This is a genomic window from Ignavibacteriales bacterium (assembly GCA_016709765.1).
Lineage (GTDB): Bacteria > Bacteroidota > Ignavibacteria > Ignavibacteriales > Ignavibacteriaceae > IGN3.
The window spans coordinates 1-24,174 of record JADJMD010000002.1; the positions used below are offsets into that span (position 1 = coordinate 1).

At 34.9% G+C, this 24,174-nt stretch carries 25 protein-coding genes and 2 pseudogenes; 15 read left to right on the plus strand and 12 right to left on the minus strand.

Annotated elements, in window-relative coordinates:
• Positions 1 to 958: pseudogene (locus tag IPJ23_00210) on the minus strand (ATP-binding cassette domain-containing protein).
• Positions 959 to 1,208: 250 nt separating this feature from the next.
• Between IPJ23_00210 and IPJ23_00215 the strand changes: the two are divergent.
• The gene (locus IPJ23_00215; GenBank protein ID MBK7629174.1) at positions 1,209 to 1,706 is read left to right on the plus strand and encodes a DinB family protein; all 498 of its coding nucleotides are present in this window, start codon (positions 1,209 to 1,211) and stop codon (positions 1,704 to 1,706) included.
• A gap of 302 nt (positions 1,707 to 2,008) precedes the next feature.
• Here IPJ23_00215 and IPJ23_00220 read toward each other — a convergent pair whose 3' ends face one another.
• The 4 genes and pseudogenes from IPJ23_00220 to IPJ23_00235 form a co-directional block, all read right to left on the minus strand.
• Positions 2,009 to 3,667, minus strand: a complete 1,659-nt coding sequence (locus IPJ23_00220) for a beta-lactamase family protein (GenBank protein ID MBK7629175.1) — start codon at positions 3,665 to 3,667, stop codon at positions 2,009 to 2,011.
• A gap of 392 nt (positions 3,668 to 4,059) precedes the next feature.
• Positions 4,060 to 5,280, minus strand: a pseudogene (locus IPJ23_00225) (ammonium transporter).
• 39 nt (positions 5,281 to 5,319) lie between these two features.
• Positions 5,320 to 5,805: a hypothetical protein gene (locus IPJ23_00230; GenBank protein ID MBK7629176.1), complete on the minus strand. Its 486-nt coding sequence runs from the start codon at positions 5,803 to 5,805 to the stop codon at positions 5,320 to 5,322.
• Positions 5,771 to 6,007 carry a hypothetical protein gene (locus IPJ23_00235; GenBank protein MBK7629177.1) on the minus strand — a complete coding sequence of 79 codons (237 nt, stop codon included), beginning with the start codon at positions 6,005 to 6,007 and terminating at the stop codon, positions 5,771 to 5,773. Before IPJ23_00235 ends, IPJ23_00230 begins: the two co-directional genes overlap by 35 nt.
• 381 nt (positions 6,008 to 6,388) lie before the next feature.
• Here IPJ23_00235 and IPJ23_00240 point away from each other — a divergent pair, with 381 nt between their 5' ends.
• Entirely contained in the window at positions 6,389 to 7,096 is a 708-nt protein-coding gene (locus tag IPJ23_00240; GenBank protein ID MBK7629178.1) for a response regulator transcription factor, read from the plus strand.
• A 136-nt stretch (positions 7,097 to 7,232) separates the two neighbouring features.
• On the opposite strand, the gene IPJ23_00245 is transcribed toward IPJ23_00240, so the two are convergent.
• Positions 7,233 to 8,003, minus strand: coding sequence for a serine/threonine-protein phosphatase (locus IPJ23_00245; protein MBK7629179.1), 771 nt, complete (start codon positions 8,001 to 8,003; stop codon positions 7,233 to 7,235).
• Between the two features lie 387 nt (positions 8,004 to 8,390).
• Here IPJ23_00245 and IPJ23_00250 point away from each other — a divergent pair, with 387 nt between their 5' ends.
• On the plus strand, positions 8,391 to 9,308 hold the full coding sequence (locus tag IPJ23_00250) for a hypothetical protein (GenBank protein ID MBK7629180.1): 918 nt from the start codon (positions 8,391 to 8,393) through the stop codon (positions 9,306 to 9,308).
• A 40-nt stretch (positions 9,309 to 9,348) separates the two neighbouring features.
• Here the strand turns inward: IPJ23_00250 and IPJ23_00255 are convergent, their stop codons facing one another.
• From IPJ23_00255 to IPJ23_00280, 6 genes are all read right to left on the minus strand, one after another.
• Complete coding sequence (locus tag IPJ23_00255; GenBank protein ID MBK7629181.1) at positions 9,349 to 10,065, minus strand: T9SS type A sorting domain-containing protein; 717 nt, start codon at positions 10,063 to 10,065, stop codon at positions 9,349 to 9,351.
• 473 nt (positions 10,066 to 10,538) lie between these two features.
• The gene (locus IPJ23_00260; protein MBK7629182.1) at positions 10,539 to 11,378 is read right to left on the minus strand and encodes a hypothetical protein; all 840 of its coding nucleotides are present in this window, start codon (positions 11,376 to 11,378) and stop codon (positions 10,539 to 10,541) included.
• A 112-nt stretch (positions 11,379 to 11,490) separates the two neighbouring features.
• On the minus strand, positions 11,491 to 12,147 hold the full coding sequence (locus IPJ23_00265; GenBank protein MBK7629183.1) for a DUF799 family lipoprotein: 657 nt from the start codon (positions 12,145 to 12,147) through the stop codon (positions 11,491 to 11,493).
• The gene (locus IPJ23_00270) at positions 12,144 to 12,464 is read right to left on the minus strand and encodes a DUF4810 domain-containing protein (protein ID MBK7629184.1); all 321 of its coding nucleotides are present in this window, start codon (positions 12,462 to 12,464) and stop codon (positions 12,144 to 12,146) included. Before IPJ23_00270 ends, IPJ23_00265 begins: the two co-directional genes overlap by 4 nt.
• A 35-nt stretch (positions 12,465 to 12,499) precedes the next feature.
• Positions 12,500 to 12,793, minus strand: coding sequence for a hypothetical protein (locus IPJ23_00275; GenBank protein MBK7629185.1), 294 nt, complete (start codon positions 12,791 to 12,793; stop codon positions 12,500 to 12,502).
• Between the two features lie 16 nt (positions 12,794 to 12,809).
• Positions 12,810 to 13,763, minus strand: coding sequence for a curli production assembly protein CsgG (locus IPJ23_00280; GenBank protein MBK7629186.1), 954 nt, complete (start codon positions 13,761 to 13,763; stop codon positions 12,810 to 12,812).
• Positions 13,764 to 14,135: 372 nt separating this feature from the next.
• On the opposite strand from IPJ23_00280, the gene IPJ23_00285 reads away from it, so the two are divergent.
• The 12 genes from IPJ23_00285 to IPJ23_00340 all read left to right on the plus strand — a co-directional run bounded on the left by IPJ23_00285 (position 14,136) and on the right by IPJ23_00340 (position 24,070).
• The gene (locus IPJ23_00285) at positions 14,136 to 16,346 is read left to right on the plus strand and encodes a hypothetical protein (protein ID MBK7629187.1); all 2,211 of its coding nucleotides are present in this window, start codon (positions 14,136 to 14,138) and stop codon (positions 16,344 to 16,346) included.
• Positions 16,346 to 16,792, plus strand: a complete 447-nt coding sequence (locus IPJ23_00290; GenBank protein MBK7629188.1) for a hypothetical protein — start codon at positions 16,346 to 16,348, stop codon at positions 16,790 to 16,792. Before IPJ23_00285 ends, IPJ23_00290 begins: the two co-directional genes overlap by 1 nt.
• The gene (locus IPJ23_00295; GenBank protein ID MBK7629189.1) at positions 16,773 to 18,317 is read left to right on the plus strand and encodes a response regulator; all 1,545 of its coding nucleotides are present in this window, start codon (positions 16,773 to 16,775) and stop codon (positions 18,315 to 18,317) included. The genes IPJ23_00290 and IPJ23_00295 overlap by 20 nt, the downstream gene beginning before the upstream one ends.
• A 359-nt stretch (positions 18,318 to 18,676) precedes the next feature.
• Complete coding sequence (locus tag IPJ23_00300; GenBank protein MBK7629190.1) at positions 18,677 to 18,826, plus strand: hypothetical protein; 150 nt, start codon at positions 18,677 to 18,679, stop codon at positions 18,824 to 18,826.
• A gap of 161 nt (positions 18,827 to 18,987) precedes the next feature.
• Complete coding sequence (locus IPJ23_00305; GenBank protein ID MBK7629191.1) at positions 18,988 to 20,760, plus strand: hypothetical protein; 1,773 nt, start codon at positions 18,988 to 18,990, stop codon at positions 20,758 to 20,760.
• A gap of 99 nt (positions 20,761 to 20,859) precedes the next feature.
• A complete protein-coding gene (locus tag IPJ23_00310; protein ID MBK7629192.1) occupies positions 20,860 to 21,204 on the plus strand; it encodes a hypothetical protein in 345 nt (114 codons plus the stop codon).
• A gap of 33 nt (positions 21,205 to 21,237) precedes the next feature.
• Positions 21,238 to 21,720, plus strand: coding sequence for a hypothetical protein (locus tag IPJ23_00315; protein ID MBK7629193.1), 483 nt, complete (start codon positions 21,238 to 21,240; stop codon positions 21,718 to 21,720).
• Between the two features lie 52 nt (positions 21,721 to 21,772).
• Positions 21,773 to 22,516 (plus strand): tail fiber domain-containing protein, encoded by a 744-nt coding sequence (locus IPJ23_00320; protein ID MBK7629194.1) that lies wholly within the window; start codon positions 21,773 to 21,775, stop codon positions 22,514 to 22,516.
• A gap of 127 nt (positions 22,517 to 22,643) precedes the next feature.
• Entirely contained in the window at positions 22,644 to 22,919 is a 276-nt protein-coding gene (locus IPJ23_00325; GenBank protein ID MBK7629195.1) for a hypothetical protein, read from the plus strand.
• Positions 22,888 to 23,166, plus strand: coding sequence for a T9SS type A sorting domain-containing protein (locus tag IPJ23_00330; protein ID MBK7629196.1), 279 nt, complete (start codon positions 22,888 to 22,890; stop codon positions 23,164 to 23,166). Before IPJ23_00325 ends, IPJ23_00330 begins: the two co-directional genes overlap by 32 nt.
• A gap of 40 nt (positions 23,167 to 23,206) precedes the next feature.
• Complete coding sequence (locus IPJ23_00335) at positions 23,207 to 23,590, plus strand: hypothetical protein (GenBank protein MBK7629197.1); 384 nt, start codon at positions 23,207 to 23,209, stop codon at positions 23,588 to 23,590.
• Between the two features lie 177 nt (positions 23,591 to 23,767).
• On the plus strand, positions 23,768 to 24,070 hold the full coding sequence (locus tag IPJ23_00340; GenBank protein ID MBK7629198.1) for a hypothetical protein: 303 nt from the start codon (positions 23,768 to 23,770) through the stop codon (positions 24,068 to 24,070).
• Positions 24,071 to 24,174: the final 104 nt, after the last annotated feature.

Genomic DNA, 24,174 nt, shown 5'->3' on the forward strand with positions numbered 1-24,174 from the left:
GGAATATAAAGATCAAGATCTTTCTGTCCTTTTTCCTTTTCTTCCTTAAGAAGATTTTCATAAGAAGTGATCCTTGATTGAGATTTTGCATAAGGCGAGCTTTGGGACTCATTCGTATCCACTCAAGTTCACGCTGTAAAGTTTTTTGTCTGTCGGTTTCGCGCTTTTCTTCAACGCGCAATCTTTCCTGTTTCTGTTCCAGCCACGATGAATAATTTCCTTTCCACGGAATTCCTTCGCCGCGGTCAAGCTCAAGTATCCAGCCTGCAACGTTGTCAAGAAAATATCTATCGTGCGTTACTGCTATTACAGTTCCTTCATATTTTTGTAAGTGTTGCTCTAACCATCCAACTGTTTCAGCATCAAGATGGTTAGTCGGCTCATCAAGTAAAAGAATATCCGGTTTTTGAAGTAGCAGTCTGCACAGCGCAACACGTCTTCGCTCTCCGCCGGAAAGTATTTTGCACAAAGCATCTGATGGCGGACATCGTAACGCATCCATAGCCATTTCGAGTCGTGCATCAAGATCCCAACCACCCATTGCCTCTAACTTTTCCTGAACTTCGCCTTGTCTTTCGAGAAGCTTTGTCATTTCATCATCATCCATCGGTTCTGCAAACTTTTCATTTATTTTATCATACTCGCTTAGCAAATCAACAATTGATTGAACACCTTCCTGCACAATTTCTCTAACTGTTTTTGCTTCATCAAGATTCGGTTCCTGTTCAAGATATCCAATAGTAAAACCGGGAGACACAACGGTTTCTCCGTTTATATTCTTATCAACGCCAGCAAGAATTTTTAGAAGCGAGGATTTACCTGATCCATTTAAACCTATAACACCAATCTTTGCACCGTAGAAGTACGATAAATAAATATCTTTTAGTATAGGTTTGTTGTTATAGAATTTGCTTACCCCAACCATTGAGTAAATAATTTTGTTTACTTCTGCGCTCATTTATGCTTTCTTTTAATAATGTGATGTGTAAAAATAAGGAAAGGAATAATAACCTCATTATTGTTCTGCGTATTTAGGTGTGTCATTCCCGCGTAGGCGGGAATCTACCAAATAACCAATGGATTCCCCTTTGCAGGGGAATGACAAAATAATTTATATTAATTTTATATGACCCTGCTAACATACTGTTGTCAATCACTCTTTGTAGTTTTACTTAATCGATTTTTTTACAAATTAAAAAGGAGCAAATATGTCAATGATCAAAATGTTTTTGAATGAGTTGGAACAGGAAGCAGTATCTACCCGAAAGATGATGGCGATTGTACCGGATGTTAAATACGATTGGAGACCTCATCCCAAAAGTATGACGATAAGAGCATTATCAACACATATTGCAGAAATACCCGGATGGATTGGCTTGGGTATGATGCATGATGAACTAGATTTTGCTAAAACCCCCTATAATCCCAAAGTAATTAATAATACAAAAGAATTACTGGCACTGCTTGAGGAATCTGTAACCAATGCTAAATCTGTGCTGGTTGAAAAGAATGAAGATAAATTGAACGACAGATGGGTTATGAGAAACGGCGATGCTGTAATTATGGATCTTTCTAAGGCTGAAGTTATACGACACTCTTTAAGCCAGTTGATACACCATAGAGCACAGCTGGGTGTTTTTTTAAGACTGCTTGATATTCCAATACCTGGTGTTTACGGACCAAGTGCGGATGAGATGGGTAAATAAACTCACTTTAAGAGTTTGCCCAAAACATAAAAAATGCTTTAATATCATTCCCTCGAACCTGCCCGCTGTAGGCAGGAGAGGGAATCTCCATCCTTCAACACCACTCAGGAAGATAAAAATAAAAACTTTTACTAGTCTGATTTAAGTTTTTTTAATATCTCAACAGCATTTTGATTATTGGGATTAAGCTTGATAGATTTTTATAGTTAAAGATCGCTAATTCATTATTTCCGTTTTTCATATAAGCTTCGGCAATGCTATCCAACACATTTGCAGATTAGGGATAGAGCTCTGTATTTAACTTAAAAAATTAAGATAGCTTTATCAAGGAGGCCCCTGCTTAAATAATCATAACCCAAACTATTAAAACGATTTTCAGACACATTAAGATCAGTTGGGTTTTCCTGTTTTATTTTACGATATAAATTAAGTGCATTTTCAAATTGGCCTTCTTCAAATAATTCAATTGGTGCTTTTTGCCCGGGCTCCATTTTTTGGCAGTTTATCGGTTCATTTAAAAACCGCCCCAGTTCATCAGAAAAATAATAAACAGCAGTAGTTTTATCCTCATTGGGATCAATATTAAACTGCAAGTACCCCAGCCTTAATTTTATTACAAATTTGCCCTGTCCTGTATGAAACAACTGTGAATTATCAAACTTGTTAATAAATAAATTATCCTGGTCTTTGTGTACTTCAAAGTAATCGTCAGATCCCAGGGAATATCGTCCGCAATATTTATCGGCAATTTCATCCTCTATAACTACAATTTTATTTTCACCTGGAAGATATTTTTCCCAGCCATAAACTTTGGCAATACCATTTGTTATTTCTCTGATTAAGTTAGCCCCATTTTGTCCGTTTGTAAAAACAACCGCGCCGTAACCATCATTTAGATGAGATACAAATCCGGCAAAAAATCCTCTGCTGTCTCCCATATGCCCAAAGTAATTTATCTCTCCGAACATTTCTCTCATAAATACACCAAGTCCATATTGTTTTGAAACGTGCGGCGATAACATTTCTTTAGTCAGTTCAGGTGAGATTATATTATTAGACTTACCCAGATAAGATTTCTGAAGCTCGATAATATATTTAGAATAATCTTCAGTAGTGGTCCATAATCCACCGGCAGCCATATTGGGGAAAAAATATCTTTTAGCCAAAAGTGGTAATCCGCTGCTCTCGTGTCCGGCACAGGCAATTTTAATTAATTCTTCGGGCAGGGGCTGTTCAAAAGTAGTGCTGTACATTTTAAGAGGTTCAAACATTCTTTCACTTACTATTTTAGGAAAAGGTTTTCCTTCAACATCAACCGCTAATTGTTGTAAAATAGAATATCCGGCATTTGAGTATTGAAATTCAGTTCCCGGTATTTTATCAATAACCACAGCTTTTGTTTGAGATGGACTTTCTCCATTAAGTATCTGAAGATTTGTTGGGAAATTGTTTGCCAGATATACAACACCAGGAAGGAACATTGCGCCACCGCTGTGGTTCATTAAAAGAAATGGGGTAACAGCTTGTTGTGCAGTAAACTCATTTTCAGGCACTTTCCAGGAGATCAATTGTTCGTTAATGTTTTTATTTAAATCAATTTTTTCTTCATTAACCAAGTTTAATACTGTAAGTGCGGCTACGCCTTTACTTAAAGAGCCGACATTAAATAATGTTTTATCTGTAACGGGATTTTGAATTTCAGAATCCATAAAGCCGTATTGTTTAGTCCATTCAATTTTATAATCTTTAATAACAGCGATACTGACTCCCGGAACTTTATAATATTCCATTCGGTCATGCAAATTGAATGAAGGCTCTCCCTCAATCAGCGTATATGGCAGTAATCCATTTTCTACTTTTGTAATCTGTGAATCGTTTGGTTGACTATAGATGCGAGCAGGTAAAATTATCACAAAGAAAAGAACAACTAATAAAAATTGGTGTGTACTAAGTCTTTTCATTTTTTTCTCCCTTGATAAACATTTAAAAATAAAAAAAATATTAACCAATGGTTATCATAAATAAAATTTAATAGCAGGCAGCCTTTGGTCCGCTATCTGCAAAAATAACGATAGATAATATCAAAGGTGAAACGGAAAATAGAAGTTTGCAGTTCACAGTCTGCGGTTGGCAAAAAGGACAGTTCAAACAGATTCCCACCTGCGTGGGAATGACATACAAAGTAAATAAAAGAAAAGATTCTCACGTCTGCCTACCAGGATGACAGGAAAAAATAAATGAAGAGAGGGAAAGATTTCTCGCTGCGCTCGAAATGACACTTAGTTTAATGGCAATTAAATAAAAAAGAACACGATGATCTCGTGTCCTTTTAGAAACAAATCACAAAAAAAAATTAATCCTGTTCGTAAGCCATTTCACCGTGAAGTGAGCTATCTAATCCGGCTTCTTCTTCTTCTTTTGTAACCTTAACGGGAGTGATAAAATTAATTACCCAAAGCATTACATAAGAAAAAACAAAAGCATATACACAAACACCAAGAACCGTTATAACCTGTTTCCAGAAGAAATCAAAACCGCCGCCCATTAGTACGCCGTTTGTTGTAACCATAGGATTAACAGCACTTGTGGCAAACAATCCGAGTAAAATAACTCCAATTGAACCGCCAACACCATGAACACCCCAAACATCAAGAGCGTCATCCCAATGCATTTTGTTTTTTAAGGAAACTGCAAAGTAGCAAACTAGTCCGGCTATAATTCCTATAATAGCGGCACTTTGAACAGTAACAAATCCTGCTGCGGGTGTGATAGTTGCAAGACCTGCAACCGCACCCGTTAATAAACCAACAAACTTTGGTTTCTTCTCAAGTGTCCATTACCAGCAACAGCCAGGTGATTGCAGCAAACGAAGCGGCAACATCTGTATTTAAAATGCAAGTCCCGTAATTGCATCAACCTGTAATTCACTTCCCGCATTAAATCCATACCATCCGAACCACAACAAACCGGTTCCAAGAGCAACAAGAGGAATGCTGTGCGGTCCGCGTTCTGTAATATTTCTTTTTCCAACATAAAAAACCGAAGCAAGTGCAGCCATACCGGCGCTAGCGTGAACAACTATTCCACCTGCAAAATCCAAGACACCCCATTGAGCTAACATACCGCCGCCCCAGACCATGTGAACGAGCGGGAAATATAGAAAGACAAGCCAAGCTGTTAGAAACATAAGATAGGCGGGGAATCGAACACGATTAGTGAATGCACCTGTGATTAATGCAGGTGTAATTATTGCAAACATCATCTGGTACAAACAGAAAACGTAAAGCGGGATTTGATGATTACCTGTAAAAACAGAATTGAGATCTGTTCCGGCAAGAAAAGCCATATTAAGATTGCCGATTAATCCGCCTTCACCACCGCTAAAGCAAAGTGAAAATCCGAAAGCGAACCAGATAACAGTCGTCCAGCCGAGAGAAACAAAACTTTGAATCATTATTGCAAGAACATTTTTTCTGCCAACAAGTCCGCCGTAGAAAAAAGCAAGACCAGGAGTCATAAGCATTACAAGACTGGTTGCAATGAGCATAAATCCAGTACTACCGGTATCGAACATAAGTAGCTCCTTTTATTAATAGTTAAATTATTTGAAACATTAAAAAGTCAAACCGAAAACGAGATAAGAAATTTCAGTTCTAGGATTAATTATAAATGAAACCGAAACTGGCAAGCCATATTCATCAGTTATCTTTAACTCTTTTGTTGCTTTTACACCGATGTTGATAACATTAAATGATTCTGTTCCATAGTAACCAGGATTTTCTTTGCTGCCGCCTGAAGCGCCGACAAAAAAGTTAAGAGGAACTTTGGCCACAGTAGCCGGGTAATCAATTTGAAAATATGTATTGCTGCCGGCATCGTTATAAACATTGATAAAACCGGAAAGTGAAATTGGAAAAGAGTCAGGACCCTTTAAAAGCAATCCTGTTTCAATTGTGTGTGCCCCCGATCCTTTTGGATCGTCATAGTTATTAAAGTTTCCCCACTTGATTCCAGCATTAGGATAATAATAATCAGTTACCAGCGCACCAACACTCATTCCGTTTTCAAAAGCAAATGAATAAGAAATCCATCGTATCAATTTCCTGATTAAAAGTATTGTCTATAGGATTGTTTGATAAGCTGTATGAACCCCAGAATCCGGCACTAAATCCGCCGACAGCTAAAGATAAGTTTGGCTGGATGTTTACTGCATCATTCACATCAATTCCGCGCCAGATGTATCTGCTGACTAAATCTGCACTAACGGTAAGACTTAAATCCTGTGCAAATGCAACGCTCATCAAACATATAACTAAAGCAAAAAGATATTTTGTGAAAATATTAATCATTAGTAATTCCTTTAATTATTAATAAATAAGATTGGTAAGTACTGAAAAGGTGATGATTAGATTTCTTGTTTTCCATAAAAGAGAAAATTAATTGTCCAATTTTATGTATTTCTGTTTTTGTACTAAATTAAATAATCAACAAGCGCGACATAGCTGTTGTAAACGAGTTAGTTTAGCATTAGAGTTTGTTATTTGCTTTTTATTGTTTCCTTTATTTAGTAAAACTAAATTTGAATTAAACATAAATAATTTTAGAAATTCAGTTAGAAACTGATTGAAAAAATATTAATAATACATAGCAGCCAGGAACAGGATTTTGAATTTCAAAATGCATTGGAATCTGCGGGATACAGCACTTATGTAACTGCCGGCGAGACTGATGGTTTGAAAATAGCGGATAGATATCTACCTGATGTTATGATATGCGATCTGGATGATTATGAAAAGGAACTGATTGTTATTAAAAATTTAAACAGCAGTCCTTCAACGGAATGTATTCCTTTACTTGTTATCACATCAGCATCACAGAATGGTCACATTAGAGCGGCAATGGAATTGGGTGCAGATGATGTTCTGATAAAGCCTGTAAATCACGAATCACTTTTAAGGTCGATAAGAAAACGGTTAAGAAAAATTGAAGTGATAAAACAGAATTTAACTGATAAAATTATTTCAACTGAAAATGCTTTTTCTGAACATTCAAAAAAAACAGACCATATACTTATTAAAATCGGTACAAAATTAAAACTTGTAGAATTTTCAAAAATAGTCTGCATAACTGCACTTAAAGAATATTCTAAAGTAAAAACGGATGATAACTGTAAAATTATTGTTAGAAAATCGATAAGAAATTGGGTTGAGACTTTACCTGCAAAAGATTTTTTAAGAATTCATCGCGCTACAATTGTTAATATGTTGTTTCTAGACAGGATCGAGAAAGCCGGATTTAGAAACTATAATCTATATCTTAAAAATATTTCAACTCCCTTTCCAATAAGCCAGCGATACGGTAATATTATGAAAAAAACTTTTTCTGTTTAGATATTTTGTTAAGAATTTCTCTTCATTATGATTAAAGATATATCGTCACTAGCAGGATAATCCCCAACGAATTGTTCTAATTGGGAGATTATATATTTGCCAATTTGCTGTGGTGAATCATTTGAAGAGTTTTTAATCAGCTTAAAGAATCTTTGCATGCAAAAAATTCATCGTGTTCATTTTGTGCTTCAAACACCCCATCTGAATAAGCAATAAAGAGATCATTGTTTTCGAGCACAATTGACTGCTCTTTATAATTAGAATCTGATATAATTCCCAGGGCGGCACCGCCTTTAGAAAATTCTTTTATTTCATTGTTGCTAATAATCAAAGGAGAAAAATGACCCGCATTAATGTATTCCACTTTTCCTGAGTTTGTATCAATTTTAAAAAGCAGCATAGATGCAAACAAACTTGGAGTACTATCCCGATGGAAAATTTTATTGATTTTCTTTCCCAGGTCGGATAAAGAATTAATTTCTGTTGCCAGTGCCCGAATAGTCGCTTGTAATTTTGAAGTAAGAAGTGCGGCTTTTAATCCTTTGCCGGCAACATCTGCAATTGTTATAACATAATTGTTTTCATCTAAGCGCAAGAAGTCTATTAAATCTCCACCGACTTCATTTGCGGGTGAAGTAAATAACCAGAGTTTCCATCCTGCTATTTGTATATCCTGCTCAGGCATTAATTCTTTTTGAACTTTTCGCCCCGCTTCAAGTTCACTTTTCGCCAAAAGCTTATCCTTTAATTCAACAGCCAGCACAAACAGGATTAGTAATCCGCCCAAGAAACTAAAATCAACGATTATAGAATTGCTTCCGAATGAAAATCCACTTCGGTTGATAAGTAAAGAGAAAATACCAACAAGAACCAAAATACGGCGCAAGGGCGTTAAATGAAGAAACATACTTTTTATGAGCCATTTAGTTTTATGAATCCATCTTGGAATAAAAAACATTGATTCAAGTTTGGCTTTATTTTCTGAATTTAGATAAAAGTTACCCAGACTTTTATATTCGGATTGTATTTCTTTTTTAAGATTTATATTTCTTAAATCATCGCGGATTGTCTGATGAAATTTTTTTTTCAGTTTTATTTGTAGAGTTTGACTGATTCATTTTATCTGTAATTATTAATTTCTATCAAAACTTAGATAAAACACTCAATAGAGACAAGAGTTAATTGATGAATGGCTTAACGAGGAATTGGATAATTATAAAATTTAAAAACCACAAAAAATATCAATTTCATTTCATATCTTCACCAACAATAATTAATAACTAATCATAATAATATGTTTAAGCAATCACAGGATCCCGGCTTAGGTGAAAAATATTTAAAACACACCAAGAGAATTATAAATAAAGATGGCTCTTTTAATATCAAAAGAATTGGCGGCGGACTATCATCCGTAAATGCATTTCATTATCTCACTAGCATCTCATGGCCAAAGTTTCTTTTAATTGTCTTCGTAGGATTTATATCTGTTAATTTATTATTTGCGATTCTTTATCAGCTGGCAGGAATTGAAAACCTTGTTAATGCTGAAGTCCAAGATGGATTACAATCTTTTTTAAACACGTTTTTCTTTAGCGTTCAAACCTTTGCTACTGTTGGTTATGGCGGAATGCATCCATCCGGAATTTTTTCGAACATAATTGCTTCAATAGAATCGATGACAGGAATATTGAGCTTTGCTCTTGCCACCGGGTTATTGTATGGCAGATTTTCAAAACCATCAGCAAAAATTATTTTTAGTGATAAGGCCATCATAACAACATTTAAAGATGGAAAAGCTTTAATGTTTCGGGTTGCAAATTCTCGTGCTAATGTTATGATGGAAATGGAGGCAAACGCAATGATGACTTACTTAGATAAAAGCAACAATCAGTTTACAAGAAAATATTTTCCGCTTAAGCTGGATATTAAATTCATTTATTATTTTCCATTACCCTGGACAATTGTGCATCAAATAGATGAAGACAGTCCCTTATTTGGAAAAACCCAAAATGAGCTTAAAGAACTAGAAGCAGAGCTATTAATTATGATCAAAGGATTTGATGACAGTTTTTCTCAGACTGTAATTACACGAAATTCTTATAAGTATAATGAAATGGATTGGGATGTGAAATTTGTTCGTGCTTTTTCAACTGATGAAACCGGAGAAACAATTGTTGATCTTGAAAAATTGAACGCCACAGAAAAAATATAATAAAAGGACGGCAATTAAACCGTCCTTTAAAGGCAAAGACTTATTTTAATAAAATCATTTTGATTGATTGACTAAAATTACCAGCCTGTAATTTATAGAAATAAATTCCGCTTGATAAAATTTTTGCATCAAAATTAATTTCATAATTACCAGCGGACTGATTTTCATTAACCAGCGTGGCGACTTCATTGCCAAGAACATCATAAACTTTTAAAGTAACGTTAAGACTTCCAACTTTAGCCGAACTGACAGAAGGGATTGAATATCTAATTTTTGTTGAAGGATTAAACGGATTTGGGTAATTCTGCTCAAGTTTAAATGTCTGCAGCAGACTTAAATCAACTTCTATTGTGTTAGAGTATGAAAAGGTTCCATCAAAATCAATTTGCTTTAAGCGGTAAGAATATTTTTCGCTTGAAATCTTTTCATCGGAAAAAGAATATGTATTAGATTCGGAAGTTGTACCGTTTCCACTAACAAAACCAATTGAGTGCCAGTTAAGATTTCTCACTTCGTTCGAAATGACAGAGCGCTCAATATCAAATCCAGTGTTGTTAAGTTCCGTTGCAGTGATCCAATTTAAACTAACTGTGTTGCTGACAACATTTGCCGAGAAAGAAACCAATTCAACCGGTGTTACAGAATTACCAAGCTGCCCATCGGGGTTTATATCCTGTGCGTAAATTCCTGCTCCATCTAACCTATCATCACCCCATGCAAGTTTACAGTTTTTAAAAACATCAACGGTAGAAACCATTTGTAATTTATCGCTTGTTGGATTGGAAAGGGTTACAAAATTTCCTGTCCAAAGAAAATCACTGTTAGCATCGCAAGCAAATCCTTCAACTTTATCGTTAAGTCCGGATCCATTGCCTTCTAGATAATATAAATATGCTCGGCTGTTTCCCATTTCAGCAGTTAAGTAACTTATTGAAGTTGTAAATGCAACGCTAAGATCTTTAAATATTTTTGCGTTATCGGTCCATTGTCGTGTTCCGTTTGAAGAAAGTTTTTGTCCGCTTATTCCATTTTGATTTTGATTCGGTTCAGTTTCCACCCAAAAGCATAGGTTTCATTTGTTAGATTATCAAAAGCAACAACAGGATTAAACTTGTGTCTGTTAGCCATTAAAGAAAGTTCTGCTCCATCAACAGGAAAGTAAAGTGAACCGCTTGATGAAACCCTTTGTACAAATGCACTTTGTAATGAATTATTATCTCTATCATCATGTCATGCAATCAAACCGCCATTATTATTATCAGAGTAAACTTTAGGGACAGTAAAAGCAGCTATCTTTCCAAGGTCTTGAATGTTAACAGCCCAGCTAATAGATCCTGCAGATGTAATTTTTTTTGCACGAAGTTTAACAGTTTGTGCTGGGAAATTACCTGTTGTGGCTGTATGAAATAAAACAACTCCGCCGCTGTCTGACCTAACAATATCCGGATAACCGTAACCTTCTGTTGCGGATTGAAGAATGATTGGATTTGTTCCCCAAAGTTTTAAACCAGTGGGAGAAATTTTTTGTAATCCAACTTGATATCTTGTTGCGGCGATAATCCATGCAACAACAATATTGCCATCATCAGTTTGTGCAAGTTTTGGATTTGCTTGAAAATCTGCTGTGGGATTTAAATCTATTCCGTTTGTGCCCCAAAGAAAAACACCGGTTGGAGAAATAGCATAAACAAATGGATTTAGATTCCCGCTATTTCTTGTATCAGTAAATGCAATGATTGCATTATCATCTGCATCTACTAGTAAATCATAATCAACTAGAGAGCTGGATTGTGGATTATTACTAATTAGTAATCCATTAGGTGTCCATAATTTATTACCAAGCGGATCTAATCGCTGCAAGTAAACAGCATAACTTCCGCTTCTATTATCAAACCAGGAAATGTAGCAGCCGCCATCTGATGTCGATCCTATTTTTGCAAGTGCTTGCTCACCAGTTGTATCGCAGACAGTAAGATTAACTGCCGGATTGTTTGACCATTGAGCGATTGTTGTGAGAGGAGAAGAAAAAAGAGTGAGAATGGTTAACAGAAGTAAAAAAAATGGTTTCATTTAAAACTCCATTGTATTTACCAATAACTTAACCATTCCCACTGATTTAATAAAGCAGACAACAAAAAATATTATAAAACAAAGAATTACTTTTTGGCGGTTTCTTTCTTTTTTATTTTGTCTTTTGATCTTTATCAAATTTTGGATTGTACTTCCCAAATGGCATTGCAAGAAAAATATTTTTGTTTACATCTCTAGCCACGGGAACATAATCTGTTGCAGCTGTTTGTATTGCGGTTGTTACAACTTGTGCTAATAATCCAATCCAACCACCACCGCCGCCACTTGAACCGCTGGTATTTACAGAAATTTTATCATCATAGAACCAAATATCTTCTCCAGAGGTTGTTGATTTTAATTCGCACTTTACTTTAACATCAACACTTCCTGAAGTTATAAAATATTTAGTATCCCATTCTTGAATAGTAACATACATTACTGCGTCGGCACCAAAGTACTCTTTAAACTTATCTAGTGGAACGTTGAGCATTGTTTCTGTATCATATAAACCCTCCTGCTGCAAAATATCCCCTACTATTTCCATGGGATAAACATAATATCCGCTATTGGTGAGAGGTTCTGCTACCGTTGTCATATAATAATCCTTAGCATCCGCAGCGGTGGAGTTATTCATCGGAGGTAATACAAGAATGCTTAAAGGCCGCTCCACATACATTTTAGGAGCAAATTCTTCTTTGGTAATATAAGTTGCACAGCCAACTAAATTTATCAATAAGAATCCAACAATTAGTGATAATATAATTTTCATTGTTTCCCCTTATTATATTCGTCTTTAATTCTGCTTATAAATACTATTGATTCAGGATAAAGCTCGATTTCCTTTGCAAGATATTCAAAGCCTTCGTTCTCTTGTCCTTCTTTCAATAAAAGATATCCATACTCCGCATTTACACCGGGAGGCACAATTTTGTTTTTCTTTCCAGAATTTTCCATAACAGACAACAATTCTTTTTTATGTGCTTCAAGTGTTTTTTCATCAGGATTTTTTTTGTAATCGTAAAGAGTTGTGGAATAGTTACCCCAATAAAAAGTGTCTTTTGATGTGGTTCCACATCCAACAATCATTAAGGGTAAAACAAAACTCAGCAATAAGAATATTTTCACGGTACCTCCAGCTCGATTGTGTTTTGAGATTGTATAATTAAGATTCTTTCAACAACTAGATTGTTATCTCTGTAAACTCTTACAGTATATTTTCCGGGATTGAGTTTATAGAGATTGGTTTCGGGATTAATAGAAAAATTTATTGATTCACCGATTTCAACTGAAGCGTTGAGTGTATTACCAATAAACTTTATATAACCGCTGCTTTCTTTTTCCAAAACTCCGGTCTTATATCCGCCGCAAGAGGTAAGGAAAAGAATAGAAAATATTATAATGACAAATCTTCTCATTTATTTTTCTCCCTGTTTATTGTTCTTGAACATAATAATCTGAAAAATCTTGCAAGGGCAATTCTCCAGAAAGTTTAGAGCATATTGAAAGTTCTGTTACTTCTGATCCGGGAACAGTAGAAATTACTTTTATTTTCCCAACAACTTTTCCCGGTAATTCAATATCAATATTTGTCTGTGGATTTTTAACTACATTTCCTTTTTTATAAACATCAAACTCGTCACCAATTTTAATTCCTTGCTTTTCACCACCGCCAATAAAGTAGTTGCCATCTTCAAAAGCGATTAGATATGATTTCCATGGGCTATCGAGTAACCGCTCAACAATGTTATTTACAAGTTTTGAAATTGCGGCGTTAATAACCTTATCATTTAGCGTTGCATCGTATTCAGCAGTTTCCCCAACTCCCAAAACTGTACCTGCTTCAACAAATGCTTCACCTTCACCCTCTTCTGAGTAAATGATTTGGCTGGTTTTAACATCAACTAATCTTATTGAAACCTTTGCATACGCTGTTTGTTTTTTTGTTCTGCTAAATATTCCAACATCGCTGGTGGATTTTCTACCAAACTCTGTTATTGAACCGACAATTAAATATTCAGCAGGAATATCAAATGATTTTAAATTAGCGATCTCTTTTTCTTTTGCTATTTGATCAAGGTCTGAACGCTCAAGCAATAAAAACTTTTCAGTTTCAACAAGTTTTGAGGACAAGATGTCCATCGCTTGTTTTCCTAAGCGGTCTTCATTTTCTTTATCAAAAAAACCACGACCGTATTTTGTTTCATTAGAAAAACGTGCAATGGCAACCTTTCTTTTTAAAAATCTTTCTTGCTGGTTCAAAATTGTTTTGCTAACAATTTGTTTTGTGTTTGATACATCTTCAATAATTGGTGGTTTAACTGTGGCGCAGCTGATAAAGAGAAAGGTTAATAGAAATGGTGTAAGGAATCGCAAAAATACTTTCATATATTTTCTCCCATTAAGTGAATAAATGCGATAGTGATTTAATATTACGTATGGACATGCATCTGTAAGAGGTGAAGGATACTATTCATAAACGAACCTCCCTTTGACAAATTATTAAAATCTTAATTTCAAATTAAAGGGCTGTGGTCCAAATATCAATCAACCATTATTAACTGTTTAGCCATAGCAAGCAAATAAGTTTACTGCTGCACAAGAATCAAAAGTATTTATAATACTTAACAATTGTCAATTATCGCTCCACATCAAACATACTTGCAAGTTTAATTAAAATATGCTTCTTTATAATTATAAACTTTTGGTATTTCTTAATTTGTGGTTTAGATTCTTGTTAATAACCATTCAATATTTTTTATGCAGCATTTAATTAATAAAAATCTTTTTTTTCATTTCTGTTTTATCATTGCAATTTTATTTTCTGCCAATGTAACTGCCCAATCAATCCCCTTTAATAGACTTACAACCAATGATGGGCTTTCTAATAATTATGTTTACGATTTATTGCAAGACCATCTAGGATTTTTATGGTTTGCTACTGATGATGGATTAAATCGATTTGATGGTTATGAGTTTAAAATTTTTAGAAATAATCCGAGTGATAAAAATTCACTTTCAGATAATTCTATTTGGACAATTACTGAAGACCGTGTGGGCAAACTTTGGATGGGAACAAAAAACGGTTTTATAAATTGTTACGATCCTGTTTTTAATAAGTTTACACATTGGCAGATAAAATCAGACATCACAAAAGAAAATCCGATTACAACAATTTATATTGACAGCAAGGATTCAATATGGATTGGCACATACAGAAGCGGCGTTTACAAATTAAATCCCGCAACAGGTAAAACAGCACGCTGGTATCACAATCCCAATGATTCAAAAACAATAAGCAACAATTATATTTCATCAATTATTGAAGACGAATCAGGCAATATCTGGATTGGCACTTTTAACGGTCTTAATAAATTAAATCCTAAAACATCATTAACAAAATTCAAGCATTACTTTAAGAGCATTGAGAACAACAATTCTTTATCAGATAATTTGATATGGGCAATTACCCCATCACAATTTGAAAAAAATAAATTATGGATTGGAACCGCAAACGGGTTAACAATATTAAGCCGTGCACCAGAATTATTTACACAGGTCAAAATACCTAATCCGGATAAGTTGCAATTTGGAACAAGCTGTGCTTTTGTATTAGAAGAGAACGTTGATGAGGATAGAATTCTCTGGATAAATTCTTATTCAGGTTTGATAAGATACAACATAACCAAAAATATTTTTAATAGATTTTTATACGATAAAAATGATTCGCATAGTTTAATTAGCAATCAAGTTAATGATGTTATTAAAGACCGCTCTGGTGTTTTGTGGATAGCGACTCACAACGGCTTAAATTACTTCTCTGATAAAAACATTAAATTTAATAACACACAGCCGTTTGCGGATAATTATTTTAATTCTGACGAACTAAACAAACTGAATATAAAAGCTATTGCACAAACTCAAAATGGTTCGCTGTGGTTTGGAACTGATAATGGATTATTCAAATCAAACGACACAAATAAAAATAGTGCACCAAGTAAAAACAGAAAACTTGCTTCAGAAAATATTTGGGCACTATCTGCAGGGGCTAACAACGATCTTTGGGTTGGAACTTATGGTTTTGGATTGCTTCATTATAGCTATAACACAAATCAACTATCCCAAATAAACGTAATTGATAATATCATACAATCTTCCTCAAGGGATTTTGTAAAATCTCTTTTGGTGGATAACAAAAACAATGTGTGGGTTGGTTATTGGGGAGTTGGTCTGGCAAGATTAAACACAACAACAAACAAAGTAAATCATTGGCATCACTTTACTGATAAACCAAATTCATTAAGCCATGATGATGTTTGGGTAATTTATCAAGACGGCAAAGATAGAATTTGGATAGGAACAAACGGCGGCGGGTTAAATTTATTTGATGAACAAAACGGCGGTACTTTTTATCGTTTTAATTATGATCAAAAAAATAAAAACGGATTAAGCAGCAATAGTATTTATTCAATTGCAGAATCAAAACAGAGAAATGATGATAACACAACTACGCTTTGGGTTGGAACCAATAATGGATTAAATAAACTTATTATTAATAATTCTGATGATGGGTTTAAGAAATCTTCCGCAGATATTAAAATAGAATGTTATACAAATGAAGATGGGCTTGCCGATAATTCTATAAAAAGTATTGTTGAAGATGAAAATGGAAATTTGTGGTTAGGCACAAGTTCCGGGATATCATTTTTTGATTTACAAAAAAACACGTTTACAAATTATTCCTCTGCAGATGGCGTGATTGGAAATGATTTTAATTTTATTTCTACATTACGACTAAAAAGCAATTTAATTTTAATGGGCAGTACCGCGGGGCTTAATTATTTTAGCCCGAATAAAATAGTACAATCAACCTATCAACCACCGATTGTGTTTACGGACTTTCAAATTTTTAATAAATCTGTTAATGTTAATACAAACTCTTCGTTTTCAAAAAATATTTTTTTACACTGATGGAATTACTCTCTCACACACGGATAATGTTTTTTTCATTGGAATTTTCTGCCCTTGATTATAATAGCACTAATTCAATTAAATATGCTTATCAAATGGAGGGATTTGATAAAGATTGGATACAAAGCGGCACACGTAGGTTTGTAACTTATACAAATCTTAATCCGGGCAAATATGTATTTAAAGTAAAATCAACAAACAGCGATGGTGTCTGGAATGATAACACTGCATCAATCCGTGTGATAATTTCACCCCCATGGTGGCAAACAGGGTGGGCAGTCGTTTTATACTTTGCTGTTTTTGTTGTCGGTATTTGGGGAATAATAAAATTTCAGGCAAATCGAGTAAAACTTCAGCACGAATTAAAATACCGCGAACTTGAGTCATATCATTTTCGTGAAATAGAAAAAATGAAATCTCGATTTTTTGCAAATCTCTCTCTATGAGTTTCGCACACCATTAATGCTTATCAAAGGTCCGCTTGAAGAATTAATTAGCGGAAGAATTAAAGAGAACAAATCACAATACTATAATCTGCTGTTACGCAACACAGAAAAACTACAGCAGCTTATTGATCAGTTGCTTGAGCTATCCCAACTGGAAGCAGAATCAATTCCATTAAAAACTGAAACGCAGAATTTAGTTAAGCTGATAAAAACCTTTACTGATTCGTTTACCGCTTTGGCGGAGCGTAATAATATTAAATTTAGTTTTAACTCAGCAGTAGATTTTGTATCTGTGCTGATAGACAAAGACAAGTTTGAAAAAATTATTAACAACCTGCTGAGTAATGCGTTTAAGTTTACACCCATTGGCGGAATAATTACTGTTGATTTGTCAATAGAAAAGAAAAGTGATTTGGATATTGCAAAAGTTTCTGTTACCGATACAGGCATTGGAATACCAAAGGAACAACTATCAAAAATATTTGATAGATTCTATCAGGGTGAAGATTCATCAAAACGAGTTGCAGGCGGATCTGGAATAGGTTTGGCGCTTGTAAAAGAATTAGTGCTGCTGCATAAATGGGAAATTACCGTAAATAGTTCTGAAGGTGAAGGAACGGAGTTTGTTATTACTGTTCCAATATTAAAAGATTACGAGTTAGAAAAACTATCCGAAGAGAAAAATAATTTTAATGGTGATGCCATTGTTGCTTTAAATATCGATGATAATGAAAATAGTTTTGAACCGGCTAGTGCAAAATATCAAAACGAAAAACCATTAATTCTTTTTGTAGAAGATACACCCGATGTGCGTAATTATGTTAACGATATTCTAAATACAGATTACAATGTTTTACTTGCAGAAGACGCCGAAGCGGGACTCGATATTGTTCAACACAGTCTGCCGGATTTAATTATCAGCGATGTTATGATGCCCGGAATGGATGGTTTTCAGTTTTGTAAAAAAATAAAAACAGATTGGAAAACAAGTCACATTCCTGTGATATTGTTAACTGCCAAAGCTACACAGCAAAGCAAAATTGAAGGATTAGAAACAGGTGCTGATGTATATCTAACAAAACCATTTAACTTTACTGAATTATCGATTTGTATTAAAAATCTCATCACCCAACGAAAACATCTTCGTGAAAAATTTGGTAAAGAAATTCTGATTACGCCGGAATCATTATCTACAAATTCTATGGATAAAGAACTTGTCAAAAAAATAATTGATACCATAGAAAAAAATCTTATGAACGAAAGCTTTACAAGCGATAACCTTGCACACGAACTTTTTGTTAGCCGCAGCCAGCTGAATAGAAAATTACAGGCAATTACAAATCTAGGACCAGGGGAATTTATAAGAACCTACAAGTTAAAACGTGCCGCCCAAATGATTGTTGAAAACAAATTAAGCATCACACAAATTGCTTATGAAGTTGGTTTTGGAAGTCCCGCACAATTTACTCGAGCATTTCAAAAACATTTTAGTTGCTTACCATCCGAGTTTAGGCAAAGCAATTAAAACCCTAAAGGTATCTCAAAAGTCAGAAATACAGAGTTGACATTCCCCCCCCCCCGATTTACATCAGGATAAACTCCAGTGGGAATCTGTTTTGTATTTTAATTTTTTGGATTCCCTATGCGGGAATGACACTAATCACAACTTTTTAGACAGCCACCACAGTGCCGCACAAATAATATTAACATTTAACATTTCGCAACCAATCTTTCTTCATTTTGCATCAAAACAGCAAAACATTGAATCAAAAAAGCAATTTACTACCTCACTAAAAATCTACTTTTGCATAAAAGATTTGCTGTGTTTAATAAAATCACTTTGTCTTATCAAATATCAAGAATTCTAAAGAAAGGTTTTTGCTGATGAAGCCAGCTGAAAGAAAAGAATTTAGTGTTGATGGGAGATCGGATAATCAAATAAAAAAACGAGAAAAACATCTTGAGATAAGCGTTTACGTTCTGCTAATAATTGTCACGGTGGCATTAATGCTGATATTTTTTAACCTTTTTTAAAGGAGTGAAAGGGATGAAAACCGTTATAAGATATGATTTAAAAAATTTCAAAAATGATTTTTTCAAAATTGTTTACACAGCTCTTTTGCTTTCTTTGCTATTTGCACTTTAAATAAAAATTAGCTTCTAAATAACTTGTTTAATTATTGGGAAGAGTTAAAATGAAAAAACTAACATTACTACTTGTCATTATTCTTTTTGTTTATTCAAACAATTATTCACAAGGCATACCAGAAACAATTAACTACCAGGGTATTTTAAAAGATGCATCTGGTGTAGTTGTTCCGGATGGTAATTATAATATAATTTTTCAATTATGTGAAGCGGAGTCGGGTGGAACTGTCTTTTGGGAAGAGTTGCAGACCATAAATGTAATTGATGGAATATTAAACGCAGAATTAGGAACTATCGCACCAATTCCTCAAACAATATTTGAAAACCCAGCATGGTTAAGCATAATTATTAATGGCGGGACTCCGCTTTCTCTAAGAATACCATTAACATCTGTACCGTATAGTTTTTTAAGTATGACTGTGCCTGATGGAAGCTTGACAGCTTCTAAAATTGCTGATGGTGAAGTTGTAAAAAGCGTAAACGGAATAAAAGATATTGTTAACCTGGTCGCAGGAAGTAATGTTACAATAACACCAAGTGGAAATGATTTGACAATCTCATCAACCGGCGGAGGAGGAGGAACAATAGGGGGAAGCGGAAGCAGCAATTTTATTCCAATGTTTACAAACAGCACAACTCTCGGAAGTTCTACCTTGTATGATGCAGGCAGTAGAATTGGATTAGGAACAACTACGCCGGATTTTAGTTTTACAATTAATTCTACTCCAACTTTTGGGCGGGGACTTAAAGTATCTAGAGCCGGCGGTGGATTAATTGGATTAGCCATAATGGAAGATGTCCAGCCAACATCATTAAGAGGTTGGTCTTTTGAATGTTGGAACCAAAAATTAAGAATTAATGCAGCAGGAGATGATGGCATAACAACATTAAAGAATTTAATGACATTTGACAGAGAGGGTAATGTTGGGATTGGAACGGAAACTCCATTGTATCCATTGCACATTGCAACTAACAGAAAATATGCAGGGTATTTTATAACAGATTCATTATCACACGATGCCCATGCTTTACACGGTGAGTTTCTAGGAACAGGCGACAAAGATGCGGTTGGTGTTTATGGAAAATCTGTCCCCGCCGACTACTATGGTTATGGTGGATACTTTCAAGGTGGTTTTGTTGGTGTTCGTGGCGTAGTACAACCAACCGGGTCATCCTACTATAGCGGTGTTCAGGGAGTTATATTTCAAGGAGGTGCTGGTTATAACTATGGTGTGTATGGTGAAGCTATGGGAGGCATAGGTACTAATATTGGCATATATGGTACAACTACTGGTGGTGCAACATCTTGGGCGGGATATTTTTCCGGGAATGTGAATGTAACAGGAACAATAAGTAAAGGTGGCGGCTCTTTTAAGATAGATCATCCTTTAGATCCAACAAATAAAAATCTTTATCACTCCTTTGTAGAATCACCCGACATGATGAACATTTATAACGGTAACATCATTACTGATGGTTCAGGTTATGCAACAGTCACAATGCCTAATTGGTTTGAAGCGCTTAACCAGGATTTTCGTTATCAGTTAACTGTAATTGGGGACTTTGCACAGGCAATTGTTTCGCAAAAGATTCAGAACAATCAATTTATTATCAGAACAGATAAACCAAACATAGAAGTATCATGGCAGGTAACAGGAATACGACACGATAAGTTTGCAGAGAAGAACAGAATTCCCGTTGAGGAAAACAAAACAGGAAAAGATGTTGGCAGATATCTGCATCCCGATGCTTACGGTGTTAGCGAAACACTGGGTGTAGATTATGAAAACAATAGGGTTGACAAAGAACACAGCAAGTAAAGGTATTTATTAATTAAACGAAAAGTCATAAATGACTTTAGTATAAACAAATAAAATGGAATAAATTTATTCATCAATCTTTCTTAGAAGGGAAATACTATGAAAAAAATTACATTCTTTTTTGTCCTTTTGATATGCCTTTTTACTTTAACAAGCATTTATTCACAGGGCATACCGGAAACAATTAACTATCAAGGTATTCTAAAAGATGCTGCCGGAGTTGTTGTTCCCAATGGGGACTACAATCTTACATTTAAATTATATGATGTTGAATCTGGTGGTGCGGCTATCTGGTCAGAATCCAAATTAATCACAGTTTCAAATGGTATTGTTAACACACAGTTGGGAAGCGTAACACCAATACCACCATCAACATTTAATGCTGCTCTCTGGCTGGGTATTGCTGTAGCAGCAGGCACAGAGCTTGCCCGCGCATTGCGCTAACATCGGCTCCTTACAGTATTTATAGTTTAAATGTTGCCTGATGGAAGTATTACTGCAACAAAGATTGCGGATGATGAAGTTGTAAAAAGTGTTAATGGGTTAAAGAATGATGTAAATCTTGTGGCAGGCGCTAACGTAACAATAACACCAAGCGGAAACGATTTAACAATTTCCTCAACAGGTGGCGGAAGCGGCATTGGCGGAAGCGGAACGGCAAACTATATCCCGAAATTTACTAACAGTACAACTCTTGGCAATTCGGTTTTATTTGATGACGGAAATAAAATTGGAATAGGGACAACAACCCCGGACTATTCATTAACGATTAATTCAAATTCAACCTCAGGCTTAGCTTTAAAACTTTCGCGGGGTGGTGGATTGGGAATGGCCTTTTTAGAAGAGGGTCAGCCAGTAGATGGCAAAGCCTGGTCCTTTAATGTTTATCAACAAAAATTTAAAATAAACACTGCTGCTGATAATGGATATACACAAATTAAAAACATAATGACTTTTTGATCGCGCAGGAAATGTAGGCGTTGGAACCGAAACCCCAACTCATCAATTAGAAGTGCTTAGTGACGGACAAGTTGGCATTTATTACAATGGAAATAATGCCGGTTGGGCAAGCATATACGTAAATGCTTTGCAAAGCACAGCAACTTCCGGATATGGCTATGTAAGGAGTGGTATTCTTAAAGCTTATACTGGATTAACAGCTGCTGACAATTGGTATGTTAGCACCGGGGGGTCCTCAAATAAAAGAATAGTAGTGCAGCCAAGTGGTTATGTGGGTATCGGAACAGATGTACCCGTTACCAACCTTCAATTGGTTCACGATCAATATGTGCCTGGTGGAGGCTTTACTCTGCAGCAGACATCTAATTCCAATCGATGGCAATTTTATGTTTCACAGTCTACTAATTTTTTACGTCTTTTTTATAATGACGCATCAATGGGGGGATTTGATAATACAAATGGAAACTATACACCAGTTTCAGATATGCGTCTTAAAAAGAATATCCAACCGATTAATAATATGTTGAATGTTATAATGGAATTGCAACCCAAGACATATCAAATGAAAGCGGATAATAGTCCAAATAATATATCATATGGTCTGATCGCACAAGATGTAGAAAAGGTTCTCCCGGAATTAATAACAGTATATAATGGTGATGATGGCGATGGTATCAAAGATCTGCAAATGCTTTCATACACAGAACTAATTCCAATCCTAATTAAGGCAATGCAAGAACAACAAGCTATAATTGAGGACTTGACAAAACGTGTACAGACACTTGAAAATAAATAAGAGAAATAAAAATTATAATTAAAAGATTTTGGGTGGATAGAATAACAAGCGGCAGCGGTACGGAGGCTTATCGCTGCTGCTAATCCTTAATACTTTGGATAAATGTAAAATGAATAAGGAATATAAAATGAAAAATAAAATAATAGTTGTTGCTTTAATGTCGATGTTTTTTATAAGCACTACATTTTCGCAATATCAAATAAGCAACAGTGTAATTAGTGCGGGTGGTAATAAAACATCTAATGCCAATTACATTTTAAACAGCACTATAGGTGAACCATTTATTGGTAAGTCGGTTAGCGCAGTAAATCAGCACCAAATAGGTTTTTGGTACGTTTATCAACAGCAAACAATTACAGCCGTTGAAGATGATGAAACGATTCCAACTGAATTTAAACTTTGAGCAGAATTATCCAAATCCATTTAATCCAACAACAAAAATAAAATTTGCTGTTCCGGAAAGAAGCAATGTGCTTATCAAGATATATGATATTCTTGGCAGCGAAGTTGCAACTCTAATTAACAAGGAAATGGATGCAGGGCGATATGATGTTAATTTTAATGCAAACGGATATTCTTCCGGAATTTACTTATTTAGAATGGAAGCAGGTAGTTATGTGAGCACAAAAAAAATGACCTTGCTAAAATAATTATTGAAAACATAACGCATAAAATATAGAGGAGATGTTTATGAGATTAGTAACAATAATAATTTTCATTTTGTTTTTTGTTCAAATAGTTTATACACAGCAAGATGATTTTAACACAATCGCGCAAAATGAAATAAATTCTCGTACGCTGAAAACTCACAAGGTTCTTGATAGCGGGTTTAATATTACCGAAGTTCTTGAGCAAATATGGGAAAATGGAAATTGGAAGAATGTTACGCGAGATTCCTATTTTATTGATTCAAACAATGTCTTTTATTTAATTACAACTGAAACTTGGGATAGTACTGCGTGGGTTAATGAATTACAGACCTGGTTTACTTACGATGAAAATGATAATGCAACAGAGGAAATTACCAAGAATTGGGATGGCGGCGACTGGGTTAATTCGGAAAGACTGCTTTAACGAATATGATGGCACCAAAACACAATTTCAGAAACTTACCAAGCTTGGGATGGTATTGATTGGGAAAATGTAGAAGCCACAAGATACAATTTCAATAATAATTTACTTACCGAAGAATTATATCAAAGTTGGAATGGTTCTGCCTGGGAAAATGTAGAAAGATATCAATATACATTTGTGGGTAATAATCTAACTGAAGAGTTATATCAAACATGGCAAAGCAACTGGGAGAACTCTGCATTAGAGGTGCACACTTATGATGGTAACAATAACGAAATTGTAAGCGAATCAAAAATCTGGGATGGCAACCAGTGGGTAATTGAAGATAGATTTACAAATCAATACAGTAACGGAAACCTTACAGTAGTAACATTACAAGAAGGATGGATCGACACCGTCTGGTCTAATTTAGGTCTATACACCAAACATTATAATAACAATAATCTAATGATAGATTATATATCTCCAGTTTTGGCATAGTGTTAATGGATGGACAAATCAGCAGAAATGGATTTTATCTTATAGTACAGACAATCAATTATTAGACTGGACAACTCAGTTCTGGTACACAACACAGTGGAAAT